At 34.0% G+C, this 14,414-nt stretch carries 18 protein-coding genes; 5 read left to right on the top strand and 13 right to left on the bottom strand.

Annotated features, from left to right (window positions below; genetic code table 11):
• Positions 1–7: 7 nt before the first annotated feature.
• From rplI to X925_RS08610, 13 genes are all read right to left on the bottom strand, one after another.
• Complete coding sequence (rplI, locus tag X925_RS08670) at positions 8–457, bottom strand: 50S ribosomal protein L9 (RefSeq protein ID WP_012208399.1); 450 nt, start codon at positions 455–457, stop codon at positions 8–10.
• A gap of 114 nt (positions 458–571) precedes the next feature.
• Positions 572–802 carry a 30S ribosomal protein S18 gene (rpsR, locus tag X925_RS08665; protein ID WP_012208398.1) on the bottom strand — a complete coding sequence of 77 codons (231 nt, stop codon included), beginning with the start codon at positions 800–802 and terminating at the stop codon, positions 572–574.
• A gap of 87 nt (positions 803–889) precedes the next feature.
• Positions 890–1,405, bottom strand: coding sequence for a single-stranded DNA-binding protein (locus X925_RS08660; RefSeq protein ID WP_121959705.1), 516 nt, complete (start codon positions 1,403–1,405; stop codon positions 890–892).
• Between the two features lie 22 nt (positions 1,406–1,427).
• Positions 1,428–1,805 carry a 30S ribosomal protein S6 gene (rpsF, locus tag X925_RS08655; RefSeq protein ID WP_012208396.1) on the bottom strand — a complete coding sequence of 126 codons (378 nt, stop codon included), beginning with the start codon at positions 1,803–1,805 and terminating at the stop codon, positions 1,428–1,430.
• A gap of 114 nt (positions 1,806–1,919) precedes the next feature.
• Complete coding sequence (locus tag X925_RS08650) at positions 1,920–3,239, bottom strand: hypothetical protein (protein ID WP_121959704.1); 1,320 nt, start codon at positions 3,237–3,239, stop codon at positions 1,920–1,922.
• 12 nt (positions 3,240–3,251) lie between these two features.
• Complete coding sequence (locus tag X925_RS08645; protein ID WP_121959703.1) at positions 3,252–4,292, bottom strand: TrkA family potassium uptake protein; 1,041 nt, start codon at positions 4,290–4,292, stop codon at positions 3,252–3,254.
• 46 nt (positions 4,293–4,338) lie between these two features.
• Positions 4,339–4,809: a biotin/lipoyl-containing protein gene (locus tag X925_RS08640; protein WP_121959702.1), complete on the bottom strand. Its 471-nt coding sequence runs from the start codon at positions 4,807–4,809 to the stop codon at positions 4,339–4,341.
• 6 nt (positions 4,810–4,815) lie between these two features.
• Positions 4,816–5,208 (bottom strand): OadG family transporter subunit, encoded by a 393-nt coding sequence (locus tag X925_RS08635; protein WP_158245449.1) that lies wholly within the window; start codon positions 5,206–5,208, stop codon positions 4,816–4,818.
• 13 nt (positions 5,209–5,221) lie between these two features.
• A complete protein-coding gene (locus X925_RS08630) occupies positions 5,222–6,778 on the bottom strand; it encodes an acyl-CoA carboxylase subunit beta (protein WP_121959700.1) in 1,557 nt (518 codons plus the stop codon).
• A gap of 85 nt (positions 6,779–6,863) precedes the next feature.
• Positions 6,864–7,268 (bottom strand): methylmalonyl-CoA epimerase, encoded by a 405-nt coding sequence (mce, locus tag X925_RS08625; protein ID WP_012208390.1) that lies wholly within the window; start codon positions 7,266–7,268, stop codon positions 6,864–6,866.
• On the bottom strand, positions 7,252–8,184 hold the full coding sequence (gene meaB / locus X925_RS08620; RefSeq protein ID WP_121959699.1) for a methylmalonyl Co-A mutase-associated GTPase MeaB: 933 nt from the start codon (positions 8,182–8,184) through the stop codon (positions 7,252–7,254). The genes mce and meaB overlap by 17 nt, the downstream gene beginning before the upstream one ends.
• Entirely contained in the window at positions 8,162–8,563 is a 402-nt protein-coding gene (locus X925_RS08615; protein WP_012208388.1) for a cobalamin B12-binding domain-containing protein, read from the bottom strand. The genes meaB and X925_RS08615 overlap by 23 nt, the downstream gene beginning before the upstream one ends.
• 54 nt (positions 8,564–8,617) lie before the next feature.
• Complete coding sequence (locus X925_RS08610) at positions 8,618–10,297, bottom strand: methylmalonyl-CoA mutase (protein WP_121959698.1); 1,680 nt, start codon at positions 10,295–10,297, stop codon at positions 8,618–8,620.
• 297 nt (positions 10,298–10,594) lie between these two features.
• Here X925_RS08610 and X925_RS08605 point away from each other — a divergent pair, with 297 nt between their 5' ends.
• The 5 genes from X925_RS08605 to X925_RS08585 all read left to right on the top strand — a co-directional run.
• Entirely contained in the window at positions 10,595–11,074 is a 480-nt protein-coding gene (locus tag X925_RS08605) for a hypothetical protein (RefSeq protein ID WP_146026697.1), read from the top strand.
• Positions 11,061–11,615, top strand: coding sequence for a DUF4416 family protein (locus X925_RS08600; protein ID WP_121959696.1), 555 nt, complete (start codon positions 11,061–11,063; stop codon positions 11,613–11,615). Before X925_RS08605 ends, X925_RS08600 begins: the two co-directional genes overlap by 14 nt.
• Before the next feature lie 37 nt (positions 11,616–11,652).
• Positions 11,653–12,630, top strand: a complete 978-nt coding sequence (locus X925_RS08595) for an AI-2E family transporter (protein ID WP_233187770.1) — start codon at positions 11,653–11,655, stop codon at positions 12,628–12,630.
• Between the two features lie 6 nt (positions 12,631–12,636).
• Entirely contained in the window at positions 12,637–13,989 is a 1,353-nt protein-coding gene (locus tag X925_RS08590) for a hypothetical protein (RefSeq protein WP_121959695.1), read from the top strand.
• The coding region (locus tag X925_RS08585; RefSeq protein ID WP_146026696.1) for a peptidase U32 family protein at positions 13,986–14,414 on the top strand (429 nt) is incomplete at its 3' end. The genes X925_RS08590 and X925_RS08585, both read left to right, overlap by 4 nt.

Here is a 14,414-nt window from a genome sequence, read left to right as displayed (position 1 = left end):
AAATTTGTTAGTTTTCTGGTTTTATTTCAACCTTTATTTCCCCTCTCACGCCTTGAGGAAGTTTGACTTTTAAAGTGTGAGTTCCTAATTCTTTTATGTTTACCTTTTCATCAAACCAAGTTCTGTCAAACTTTTCATCAAGTAATTCCTCTATTTTTTCAGAAATATCTTGAGCTGTTACCGCACCAAAAAGTTTGCCTTTTTCTCCTGCTTTTGCTTTTATTTCTATTTTTGTACCCTTTAATTTTTCTAAAATTTCTTCGCTTCTTTTTCTTAGATTTTCCTTCTTTTTGTCTTCTATTTTTTTGCTTTCTTCAATGTGCTTTATATAACCTCCGGTTGCTTCAGCAGCCAAATTCTTTGGAATCAAATAATTCCTTGCGTATCCATCAGAAACTTCTTTTATTTCACCCTTTTTCCCTAATTTAGCTACATCTTCCAGCAACAATACTTTCATCTGTCAAAACACCCCTTTGTACAATTTTATCATAATTAGGTAAAAAACATATCTTCAAAAAAAATAGATAGAGGAATCCCTCTATCTATTGTATTTATAACATGAATTGTAGCCTCACTCGTTCACGTAAGGGACTAACATCATTTTTCTTGCACGTTGTATCGCTGTTCGAACCATTCTTTGGTGTTTGGCACAATTTCCATTTATTCTTTTTGGAAGGATTTTTCCTTTGTCGTTCATAAACTCTTTTAATTTTCTGACATCTTTGTAATCAATATATTCAACATTATCCCTGCATAATTTGCATTTTTTTATTCTTTTTCTTTCTTTTTTAACGTAAGCCATTTTATTTAAAACCTCCGTTTTTCTCATTTTTTATTTTCGTTCTAGTTACCCTTTTACCTAAAAAACTTATTTCTAAAATTTTTCAGATCAGATAGGTTTATTATCTGAAGAAAGATCATTTTCAAGGTCATCAAGGTCTCCTTCTAAAAAAGTGTCGTCTCCGAGAAAAGCTTCATCACCTATTTCTTCGATCGGATCGGTGTCTGAAATATTGTCTATATCAGAGAAACCTTCTTCTACTGCAATGGGCATACCAGAAAATTCATTAGCTTCTTGAGCCTTTTTTGTTTCCATGAAATTCATTCTATTGGCCCAGATTTCAGCTGTTTCTCTTTTTATATTATCTCTATCTGTCCATTGATTAATATGAAGCGATCCTTCAACTAGGATCAATTTCCCTTTTTTTAAATAGTTTGACGCAAAATCCGCTTGTTTACCAAAAGCCACAATTTTTATGAAATCTGTGCCATCTTGATTGTTTGAAGTACCTCTGTCAACAGCTAAATGAAAGTTTGCAACGTTATTTCCATTCATAGTAGAACGTATCTCTGGATCTCTGGTCAATCTCCCAACCAAAATAACTTTGTTATAAGAAATAGACATAAAAAACACTTCCTATTTTTCGTTAAATTTCTTCAGAAATTTCTGGTTCTTCTACCTTTATTTTTGCTTCTTTTTGGGTTTTTCTTACTTTTTTCTCAAGATCTTCTCTTCTAATCGTTTGAAACCTAAAAATCTCTTGGTTCACTTTAAAAAGATCATCCAGTTGGTTAATCTTTTCTGGATCAGCTTTGTATATGATGTAGGTATAATCGCCTTCTGTAAATTTACCTTTTTGAGTCCTATAGGCTAATTTCCTTACACCCCACCTCGTGAACTCTTCTACTTCACCTTCCAGTTGGCCTTCTATCCAACCTCTTACCTTTTCTGCCAAAGCATTTCTTTCCTCTTCAGGAATGTCTGTTCTAACGACAAACATTGTTTCGTAGTATCTTTTTCCCACTATATACCTCCTCCTATGGTCTTAGGCCTCTGAACTTATCAGAAGCAGGATTTTTTCATGTGCAATTATAACAGAAAATCTAAATAAGGTTATTGTTTTTATTTAAAAATTATATTAAAATTCTATACCAAATCCAAAGTTTATTTTTAAAATATTTTCATCTTCAGTTGAAGGTTCGAAAGTATCTGCAACTTGATTGAATTCTAATTTATTTTGTATTACTCCCATATCAGCTGATAGGTTAAACTCTAAATTGTTAAAATAGAAGTTTGTTGCTATGGTATACACATATCTTTTTTCCAAAAGTGGATCATCCAAAAGATAGGTACCTTCATCTGGAGCCGTATTCTCCGTTGGGGATTTACTTCCAGAAAACACCGTTTCAAAAGAAGAATAAAGGTTGAGCCAGTTATTATACAAGTAATCGTAGTCAACTAGGAAAGAAACAGTATTCTCACCGTATTTATATCCGATGTAGTTATCTGTGTAATCTATAATCCTCTTCTCACCTTTATAATAATAAATACTGTCCGGATAGATAGTGTAACTACTGTTCCCACATCCTGGTTGAAAAGTGTATTGGGTTGCAAAGGCACCGTGAACACCAAAAGTTCCCAGGTTGCTTGCTAGGTTTAATCCTGAAGAAAAAGCTACTTTGTCGGGAGTTTGTGTGCCCTGGGGATTGAAGAATCTGTTTGCGTTGAAATCGTCTACTAATAGTTGAGAGTAGATATAGTAAGTAGAGTCTTTGTAATCAAAGAAAAATCCCATTATTGAGTTATCGTTTATATTTTCCGACCAAGGCATACCATTTCCTACAGCTCTAATTTCTTGAGCAAAATATGCGGGCATTGGATTTAAAAAATAAAAAATGTCAAAAGTCCTGTTGTAAACGAGCACATCTTGATAGCCCACCCTGAAATTGCCAAATTTCAGTCCATACGTTTTGTAATTCATTGCTTTCGAGGTATCAAAATTTCTGTTATTTTCACTTACCAATTGAACCCACATGGTTTCAAAAAAGAAATGTTCATCTTCATAACCCACATCTAAATTAACGAGGGGAATATTATTGGAAGAAAAGAACAATGAATAAGGAGAGTTTACCTCATCTTTTAGTTGTTTTATACCACCACTCAATTCAAGTGTTTGATCATCGTTTCTAAGGGTAATATAACTGTTTTCTATCAGAAAGTAGTGATCCCAATAGTAATCTGACTCATAAAAATAATACTTATCATCGTTGTAGAAGGCTAATTCGCTTGTGATACCAAAATTTGGAGTATAATTGTATAACTTTATACCTATCCTGTCAGTGAGAGTTTCTTCATAATTATCATATATTCCTTGAAAGTCAAGTTTTAAGGTTATTGAAAATCCAAACGAAAAAAGTAAAAGAATCATTAAAATGGAAGTCAAAGCTTTTTTATTCATTTTATACCCCCCTCAGCTTAGCTGGTAACTTTCTTGTTCAACTATCTCTCGCAATCTTTTAATTTTAGAATCTTCCCCCAGTACTATTATCACGTCTCCCTCTTCTATTATGGTATTTGCTTTAGGATTGAATATACTGTTATTATCTTTTTTTCTTACGGCTATCACAATCATATCTACCTTGTCGGGTAGGGCTATTTCCTTAAGGGATTTACCAATTACCCAAGAGTTTTTGGGTATATCAACCTCTTCCAGCTGTAAATCTTTTTCTGGTGTATGAATAATCGTCTCAAGGAATGATACAATGTTTGGCCGAGTTGCCAGATAGGCTAATCTATTGCCAGAGATTTCAGATTCAAGAACGATCTTGTTGATTCCAGCATAAGATAGTTTCTTCACCGATTCGGGATCGTTGACTTTTGAGATGATGTTGATTTTAGGTACTATACTTTTCACCGTTAAAGCAACAAACAAGTTATCTACATCGGAAGGAAGGGTTAATATGATGCTATCGGCTCTTTTGACTCCAACTTCTTCCAGCACCGTTTCATTTTTTGCGTCACCAATAAAATATGGAATTTCCTCATTTATTTCTTTTAGAAATTGTTGTGCTCTTTCTTCTGATTTATCCAACAAGACAAAATCTTTTTTCTCTTTTAACAGATTTTGACAGACAAAAAATCCCGTTTTACCGGCTCCTACAACAATATAATGATTATTCATACCATCTATTTTTTTCATTCTTTTTCTTACCTCCAAAACGTTTCTCATCTCACCCTCAACAATGAAGGAGGTTAGGGTTGAAAGAGAGTATAAAACTACCGTTATTCCAGAGAGGATCAATGCCATTGTAAATATATGTGAAACTCCCGATAGATCGGCAGGTATATCGTATCCAACTGTACTCAAGGTGATTATAGTAAAAAATAGAGAGTCTAAAAAAGCCCAATCTTCCAGTATCATATAACCTACCGTTCCTGTAAAGACTATTAGAACAAAAATTATAATGGATATCACAAATCGTCTTATTTTCAAAGTTAGAGTTTCATTCATTTGATCGAGACATGTGCCCCCTTTCCACTTTGGAGATTAAAAGTTTTTACCTTATGATCATTAATGTTTGATCACCTTCGACGTTGTCCCCTCTTTTTACCAAAATTTTTTCAACTATACCGTCGTTTTCGGCTGGTATTTCATTTTCCATCTTCATTGCTTCGATTATGACAAGCTTATCTCCAGCTTTAACGCTCTGTCCTTCTTTCACATTTATTTCGTTAATTACTCCTGGAAGAGGAGCTTTGACCTCATAACCTGAGTCTGTTTGCCTTTTATTTGGCTCCTCAGGGACTTTTTCCTCTTCATCTTGTTGTTTTTTCTCAACTTTTTTCTTGCCCTTTTTTTCGGCTTTTTTCTCAGAAACAGGTTTAGGAGACTCACTAAATTCCTCTTTTTCAAGGGTTCTTTCTTCTGTTTCTTTTATTTTTTCTTCGTTAGAAATTTCAGAGTCTATTTCCTCAACTTCTACCTCATAGGTTTTATTGTTTATCGTAACTTTGAATTTTCTTTTCAATTTACTTTACCTCCACTTTTTGTTGTAATAAGGTCTCCAAGAAATAGAAGGTTGGTGTTTCATCCACCTTGTTTTAATTTCCCTTTCCGATTTCAACTCTTTATTTGAAACTTCTTTAATGCTTTCAATTTTGAATTCTTTATGAGTAAGATAGCTACTTATAGCCGAAACGATAGCAAACAGTTCTTCTTCATCACTTTTCTCGTCATTTTCAATCCTTTTGACCTGTGGTGGTTTTATGTACTCTTTTTGAGGTTTTTCTAAACTTGATTTACCTGACGAATTATTAGTATTACTTTTAAAGAAAAAACGGAAAAGCCAAATGATCACCATTAAAATTATTAGCAATAGAAAGACTATAGATATTCCCAGTAATGAAATAATCCATACATTTTTCATAATTATTCCTCCATTATAACGGAATATTTCCATGCTTTTTAGATGGAGTCGGTTTTACTTTTGAGTAAGCTATGGAAAGAGAAGTAGCTAACTTTCTTCTTGTTTCGATGGGTTCTATAACATCTTCTATATAGCCCCTAGAAGCTGCTTCATAGGGATTTGCAAACCGCTCTTTGTATTCTTCAACGCGTCTTTTTCTCGTTTCTTCGGGATTTTCAGAACTTTCAATCTCTTTAGCGAAGATAATGTTTGCGGCACCCTCTGATCCCATAACAGCTATTTCCGCTGTTGGGTATGCAAACACAAAATCAGCGCCCAAATGTTGTGAAGCCATTGCAATATAAGCCCCACCATAGGCTTTTCTTAAAATTACTGTGATCATAGGAACGGTGGATTCAGAATAAGCATACAATAGCTTTGCTCCATGTCTAATTATTCCACCGTGTTCTTGAGATACTCCTGGTAAGTATCCAGGTGTGTCAACAAAGGTGATAATAGGTATATTAAAAGAGTCACAAAATCTTATAAATCTGGCTGCTTTATCGGAAGCATCGATATCGAGAGAACCTGCCAAGATTTTTGGTTGATTGGCTATTATCCCCACAGATTTTCCTTCCAATCTCGCAAAGCCTACGACAATATTTTTGGCAAAATGAGGATGAATTTCAAAAAAAGACTCTGGATCAAATACTAAATTGATTAAATCTTTTACATCGTAACTTTTTTTCGGGTTAGGTGAAACTATTTCTTTTATTTCTTCGGGTAATTCATAATTTTTATCGTAATCAGTGGGTTCTACAGGATCAACATTGTTTGAAGGTATGTAAGAAAGCAGCTTTCTGACAAGTTCCATGGCTTGCCCATCGTCTTTTGCCAAAAGGTGCGCAACACCACTTTTGGAGTTATGAATCTTTGCCCCTCCAAGATTCTCTTTATCAATATCTTCTCCAGTCACAGTTTTTATAACCTGAGGGCCTGTGATAAACATTTGTGAAGTTTGATCCACCATAATTACAAAATCAGTTATCGCTGGAGAGTAAACTGCCCCTCCTGCACACGGGCCAGCTATAACGGTTATTTGAGGAATTACACCAGAAGCCTGGGTATTTCTATAAAAGATTCCACCGTAACCATATAGGGCATCAACAGCTTCCTGTATTCTAGCTCCGCCAGAGTCATTTATTCCGATTAAAGGTATACCGTATTTCATAGCCAAATCTTGTAATTTCATTATTTTCTTTGCATGCATTTCTCCAAGGGATCCACCTTGAATGGTGAAATCTTGGGAAAAAATTGCAACTTTTTTGCCGTTGATCTCTCCAAATCCTGTGACAACTCCATCGTATGGAAACTCTTTTTTATCTAAATCAAAGTATGTACATCTATGTTTAACTAACATATCGATTTCTTCGAAAGTACCTTCATCTACAAGAGCGTCTATTCTCTCACGGGCGGTTAACTTACCCATTTTATGTTGTTTTTCTATTCTCTCTTCTCCCCCTCCCACAAGAAGGGAGTCTTTCTTTTTTCTCAACTCTTCTATTTTTTGAATTAGTTCTTCATCTGGCATATATAAGACCTCCTCATTTGCGATATTTATACTATAATTGAAAACTCTAAAACGTCGTGTCAGCGCCCCTTCGTTCCATAAATTGCTATTTTTGATATTCAACAAACTCGGTTAAAATACCGTTAGCAGATTTTGGATGTAAAAAGAAAACTAAACTTCCACCTGCTCCTCGATTAGGCTCATCAGATAAGGTTTTGTAACCCATTTTTTTTGCGTTTTCTAAGACCATTTTAATGTTATCTACTTGAAATGCGATGTGGTGGAATCCCTCGCCTCGTTTTTTTAAAAAATTTGATATTTCAGAGTCTTCTCTCATAGGCTCCATAAGTTCTATTCTAACATCTTTTATGTACAAAAAGGTAACTTTTATACCCCTATCTTCAAGGATCTCTTCAGTGCTCTTTTCAATGTGAAGTAGGTCCCTATACAACTTGAATGCTTCTTCTATGGAATTGACAGCAATTCCGATGTGGTCAATTTTTGGCTCCATCGTTTCCCTCCTCTTCACAGATGAATGTTATAACGTCTTTTTTAAGGGAATCGGCATCTTGATTTTCTAAAGAATAACCTTCCAAGTAATTTTCTATCAGATGGAAAAGATAGTTTTTAACTCGACTTTTTTTTCTTAAATTTTCTTTTAAATTAAGGTTTTGAAAGTATTCTCTGTTTGATTCTAACCATTCGTAAACTTTTTCAAATCCTTTGTTTTCAATTGAGCTAACGCCAAAAACCTTTTTATGATCTTCGTTCCGTGAATCTAAATAATTTTCCAAGTACATTAAAAATCTTTTGGAATTAGGAAGATCTATCTTGTTGACAATATAACAATCGGCTATTTCCATTATTCCTGCCTTATAAATTTGAATTTCATCACCAGAATCAGGAGATAATATTAAAAGAGTTGTGTCACAAGCATAGAATATATCGATCTCTGATTGACCGGTTCCCACCGTTTCTATGATTATTGTATCGAAGCCAAATGCCTTCATTACATCAATGATATCATAAATCGAATTGCAAACTCCCCCCATTGCTCCTCTACTTGCTATACTTCTAATGTAAACGTTAGAAGCATTGGTTAAATCAAACATTCTTACCCTATCTCCCAAAAAAGCCCCACCACTGAAAGGGCTGCTAGGATCTATCAGTATTATTCCGATATTCTGACCTTTGTTGGAATAAAATGAGACCAATCTTGAAATAAAAGAGCTTTTTCCAACGCCAGGACTACCTGTAACACCTATTACATATGAATTTTTTGATTGAATATCCGAATGTAATCTAGAAATAATTTCCCAGGTTTGTGAATAATTGTCTTCTAATAGAGATATCATCTTTGCTAAAGCGGTGTTATTATGGGCTTTAAATTTTGGAAGTAATTGTTCATACTTTTCTGCCCATTGCAATATCTTTCACCTTCTCTATTATATCTTTTAATGAAGTACCTGGGGTGAAAATTTCGATTATTCCCATTTCCTTTAGTTGCGGGATATCTTCTTCCGGAATGATTCCACCAAGGGTAACGGGAATATCAGCTTCCTTTTCTTTTAGTAAATTTAGTATTTTTTGACATAACTTCTTGTGTGCACCTGAAAGTATAGATAAGCCAATTAAATCAACATCTTCTTGAATTGCTGCTTCAACGATTTCTTCCGGAGTTCTTCTTATGCCTGTGTAGATTACTTCCATTCCGGCGTCTCTTAGTGCTCTTGCTAAAACTTTAGCTCCTCGGTCATGACCATCGAGCCCTGGTTTAGCTATTAAGACACGAATTCTTGTACTCATTTCAAAGCTGCCTCCTTTCAGTATGGCAAAGGTTCGGTTAATATAAAAAAATAATTAGATTGTAGTACTTTCACGATACTCACCATAAACTTCTTTTAGAATTTTTGTTATTTCACCTACTGTGGAGTAGTTTTCTACACATTCTATTACATATGGAAATAAGTTTTCCTCATTTAGTGCAGCCTTTTTCAATCTGTTCAAAGATTGTTCTACTTTTGTATTATCTCTTTGCTTTTTTAAATTCTTTAATTTTTCTATTTGCTTTTCTTCTTGTTCTTCATCAACCTTTAGGATATCTATTTTTTCTTTCTTTTCAGAATTGTATTCATTAACTCCCACTATGATCTGATCTTTATTTTCTATTCTTTTTTGTGTTTTATAAGCACTGTTTAATATTTCTTTTTGGGGATATCCTGTTTCTATGGCTTTTACCATTCCACCTATCTCATCTATTTTTTCTAAATATTTTTGAGCTTCTTTTTCTATGTCTAAGGTTAATTTTTCTATAGCGAATGATCCCGCTAGAGGATCTACGGTTTCGCTTACTCCAATTTCGTGGGCTATGATTTGTTGTGTTCTTAAAGCGACGGTAACGGATTGTTCTGTAGGGAGTCCTAAAGCCTCGTCGTAAGAGTTAGTATGAAGTGATTGGGTGCCCCCTAAAACCGCAGCCAGAGCTTGAATTGTTACTCTTATTATGTTGTTCAAAGGTTGTTGTGCGGTTAATGTGGAGCCGGCAGTCTGGGTATGAAATTTCAATTTCATTGCGTCTTCATCCGTCACACCAAAGCGCTCTTTCATAATCCTTGCCCATAATTTTCGAGCTGCCCTAAATTTTGCTATTTCTTCTAAAAAGTTGTTATGGGCATTAAAAAAGAATGAAAGGTTCCTTCCAAATTCATTTGGATCTAATCCGGCTTTAATTGCTGCCTCGACATAGGCTATTCCATCTGCCAATGTGAAAGCTACTTCTTGAACAGCATTGGCTCCTGCTTCCCTAATATGATAGCCACTGATACTTATTAAGTTAAATTTTGGAAGGTTTTTACTTCCATAATCAAAAATATCTACAATCAACTTCATGGATTCTTTAGGCGGAAAGATGTAAGTGCCCCTTGCTATGTATTCTTTTAAAATATCATTCTGAATAGTGCCTCTGAGCTTTTCATAAGGAACACCTTGTTTTTTTGCAATAGCCATTAACATTGCTAATAAAATCATCGCAGTTGAGTTGATAGTCATTGAAACACTTACCTTATCAAGAGGGATGCCGTCGAAAAGAATCTCCATATCTCTTAATGAATCTATTGCTACTCCAACCTTTCCTACTTCTCCCTCTGACATGGGATCGTCTGAGTCAAATCCTATCTGCGTTGGCAGATCAAAAGCTATGGATAAACCTGTTTGGCCTTGTTCTAGTAAATATTTGTATCTTTTGTTTGATTCTTCTGCGGACCCGAATCCTGCGTATTGACGCATAGTCCACAACTTACCACGGTACATGGTTGGTTGTACACCTCTTGTGAAAGGATATTCACCAGGGAAGCCTAAATCTTTAATGTAATCTAAGTTTTTTATATCTAAAGGCGTGTAAAGCCGTTCAATCTCATCTTCATATGAGGTAACAAATTCCTTTTTTCTCTCTGGGAAACGTCTTAAGGTAGGTTCTAATTTTTTCCCTTCCCATTCTTTTTTTGACTTTTCTATTTCATGAATTTTTTCTCTTTCAAACATAGGAATTTCCTCCCACAATAAATTTTTATACGAACTATGAAAAAAATTTCATTACCCGGGGTCATTATTATTTTACCCTATTATTTTAAAATTTACAAATCATTATTGGTAAAAAATAATTTTGCTGACTAACGAAGGCAATATTGTGTTATAATTTAAAAAGTCAGTTTGAGGAGGTAAAAAACGATAAAAGCACATTTTGACAAAGACCTTAGGTCATTAATTGAGAAATCCAATTATACCCCAAAACAAATAGCCGATAATTTAAAAATACCTGTATCCACCCTAGAAAATCTTATGGATGGAGACTTTGAGTACTTCTCCAAAGTCTCTTTGACAGATGTAGCAAAGAGATTGAGTACTATATTAGATGAAGAGATAAATGTAATCTTTGAAGATGAAGAGTTAAAGGGAGAAGTTCAGCTAGAAAGGAAAGATACGGCGTATAACAAACTTAAGATATTTCAATTTTTGATGGTAGCATTCTTGATCGTTAACTTAATTTTTCTTTATTTTCTAATCCAAGATTTAAGGTTTTACAATAATATACTGCAAAGAAATATATACACACTAAATATTATCAATAGGGGAACTTCTGAAATATATGTAAACAAAACTGTGGTTCCACCAAACCAGAATATTCAAATTCAACTGGCTTTTGGAGAAAATTTGGAGATACACGGTAACCAAGGTGAAACGGTTATAGAAACACCACTTGTCAAATATACTGTAAAACTGGAAGATTTTGAGGTGAGTTTGTCGTATGGGAATGACTAAAGCACCAGATCTTGTAAATTATTTGGCGCATATATTTACTGCTGGAGATTCTGATTTATGGCTTTATAAAATGAGTTTGAAAGAGTTGCTCGAAAAACATTTTGGACCTATCGACTATATTTCTTCTTCATTAGATTTTCAGCGCTTTACAGATTATTATAACGAAGAAATGGGTAAAAATATACGAATTGAATCAAGGTTGGTGAGTTTTAAATATCTAAGTTCTCCCGGTTTTTTGCCGGACGCGAAATTGATAACGAATGAGATTGAGAATAACTTTTCGGTTGATGGTAAAAGAAAAGTAAATATAGACATCGGCTATCTTCACCACACTCAATTTGTTTTAGCGAGCACAAAACACTGGGGCAATAGGATTTATATTGGCAAAGGTATATATGCTGAGATTACCTTGATGTACAATTTTGGACAATGGGAACCTCTCAAATACACTTACCCTAATTTTAAAGATCCAGAATATTTAAATGAGTTAGATGCAATCAGAGATGTTTATCTGAAGAAAAGGAAAAACTATATATCGTAAAGTGTTTCTTAATTTCTATAAATGGATGGTGAAAATATTGTTGTCACAAGGTGGTTGGCTGTCACTAATATATTTAGTTTTATTTCTGTTTTTGGCTCATTTTTCTCCTTTTATTATTGCAGCGTTGATTTTGGGTGTCTTTTTGTCTATGCTTATAGAAGCACCACAAAATTTATTTTCTAAGATTATGAATTCTAAATTATCTGCCGTTTTATCACATATACTTGTCTTAGGGTTAGTCTTATATGCAGCGATCACATTTTTCCCCGTTGTGATTAGTGAAGGCAATAAACTATTTTCTATGCTTTCCTCTTTAACAATTCCACAAGAAGAAGCATTGGCTCAACTACCAGAATGGTTGGTTACTTTTATCAACGATTTGAACAAAAATCTTTCTGATTTTGCCTTAGGTTTGATGAACCAGCTTTTATCATCCATTCCCAGTTTGATAACTTCAGCAATTGTTTTGGTGGTAACAACTGCGGCAATAGGTTCATTAAAAACAATCACGAAGAATAATTTATGGAAACTCTACCCTGTAAACGACAGAGAAAAGGGTTTGAAATTTATGAAGGATACATACTCACAGTTTGAAAGATTTGTACATGGACAATTTTTGACAGCTATAATGGTAGGAACTTTCATTGGGTTAATGTCCTTCATCTTTGGTATACCAAGTGCACTTTTTTTAGGTATCTTGGCTTGGATCACTGATTTTATACCCTATTTGGGAGTAGTTATTTCGGCGGTTCCTTTGTTGATGCTAGCTTTTACCGAAAATGGGCTAATCGGTCTAATAATAGGTTTAGTAATTTTAACCGCTGCCAATCAGTTAGAAATGTGGTTCTTCAGTCCGAGAATCCAAAGTAATGCTCTAAATTTGCATTGGTTTGTAATAATAATATCTATACTTTTATTCGGTGAGTTATTCAGCTTTTTAGGTATTCTTATCGCCCTTCCGATAGTTGTTTATATTAGAAACTTTTGGGAATATTTTGTGATAAAAATCAAGTGATACTAAATGAAAAAACTTTATCTTTTTTTAATAACCATTTTGTTGGCAATATTTAGTTTCTCATCTGCCAATCTGTTAACAGAAAATGATCCCGAATACTATTTTAAAAAACTAGGGGAAGTCTATTTAAAATATCCTATTTATGGAGATTTAAAAAGCTCTCCAGAAAGTTTTGAAAATTATATCCACTTTTCGATGGATTTAAAATCCGAAGACAGAATTATTGATAATTTTAATCTATCTACAGGCTGGTATAGAAGTACAGAAATAAATGAAGTCCTGTTTAGGGATTTTGTTTTAGAAAACGGAAATTTATTCACGTTCGGAATCAAAAACTATTATAGCGATTATTTTTATGCACAGTTCATCGCTGATTTCAGGTTAGGTGATACCTCTTACTTTACTTACGAAAATTATAATCTTTTCAACCTTCCATCTTTGGTTTATATCTCTTTGGATTTTCCCACTTATTCTTATTTATCTTACAATAAAGAAGATCTTAGTTTTTTGCTGGGAAGAGTCCCTCTTTCATACGGCACTATGAAATACAACCTCGTTTTATCAAATAACTCTCCTTATTATGATACGTTGGCTATTTCTTATTCTTTTAATGATAAATTAGATTACGATTTTTCTGTTTTATCCATGGTGCCTTTGCTTTCAAAAGAAGAGTACGCTGCGATGGCTGACGAGTTTATCGCCTTAAGAAATGTTTTTTATAATGGTTTAAATTATAATCCAAACGAAAAACTTTATTTGGGATTAAGCTCATTGAATCAGGTGGCGGGAGAGTTACCCAATCCTGTAAATATGTTTGTAAAATCAGATGTGGGTGTATATGGTGGGTACATGAAAATTATCCCTTTTTGGGATATAAATATAGATGCTGAATATGCGTTTAATTATGACACAAATAGCAGTGGTTATGGTTTAGGACTTTCAAAGACCTTTGATTTTGAAGGTGCCAAATTTAAAATTGGTGCTGAGAGATATGAAATAGAAGATAACTTTTTTTCGAGTGATTATCCGTACGATAATTTATACTACAGAACCATCGCTTTATCTTCCGCACCTGGTGCCAGAATTTTTTTTGACTATCCTTTTGGTTTCAAGTATGGGGAAGATTCCAAGATAAACAGTGTCGATTTAACCTTAGCCTTTGAAAAGGGTTATTTCAGTTATATCTGGGATCATGGAACAAACTCAAAAGGTATGATCAACAGCAATATTTTTCGTTTCTTATTCAATACAAAGATGGGAGATTTTGAGATGAAGTGGAAATCTTTAAAAAATGGTGAGGAAGAATTTGAGACATTTATAATATCTTATTTATTCGAGGTGAACTTTTTATTACCATGAAGAAAGTTGAGTTGTTATCCCCTGCGGGGAACTACGAAAAATTGGAAACTGTGTATCACTATGGTGCCGATGCCGCATACATTGGTGGAAAAATCCTAAATTTAAGGGCATTTTCCAAAAATTTTGAAGACGAAGAATTGGAAAAGGCAATAAAATTGGCCAGAAAATTACAAAAGAAGCTTTTTGTAACACTCAATGCAATACCCCACAATTCTGAATTAGAACTCTTACCTGATTATGTAAATTATTTGGAAAGTTTAAGCGTGGATGGAGTAATAATCTCAGATTTGGGTGTATTTAATATTGTTAAAAGAATATCAAACTTACCTTTGATCGTAAGCACTCAAGCAAGTAACACCAATTGGGCCAGTGTTTCTATGTGGAGAGATCTAGGGGCAAAGCGAGTCATATTGGCAAGAGAACTT

This window comes from Petrotoga sp. 9T1HF07.CasAA.8.2 (assembly GCF_002895585.1).
In the GTDB taxonomy this organism is placed as follows: Bacteria; Thermotogota; Thermotogae; order Petrotogales; family Petrotogaceae; genus Petrotoga; species Petrotoga mobilis.
The sequence above is the reverse complement of the archived record's forward strand: the minus strand, read 5'-3'. Positions and strand labels throughout refer to the sequence as shown.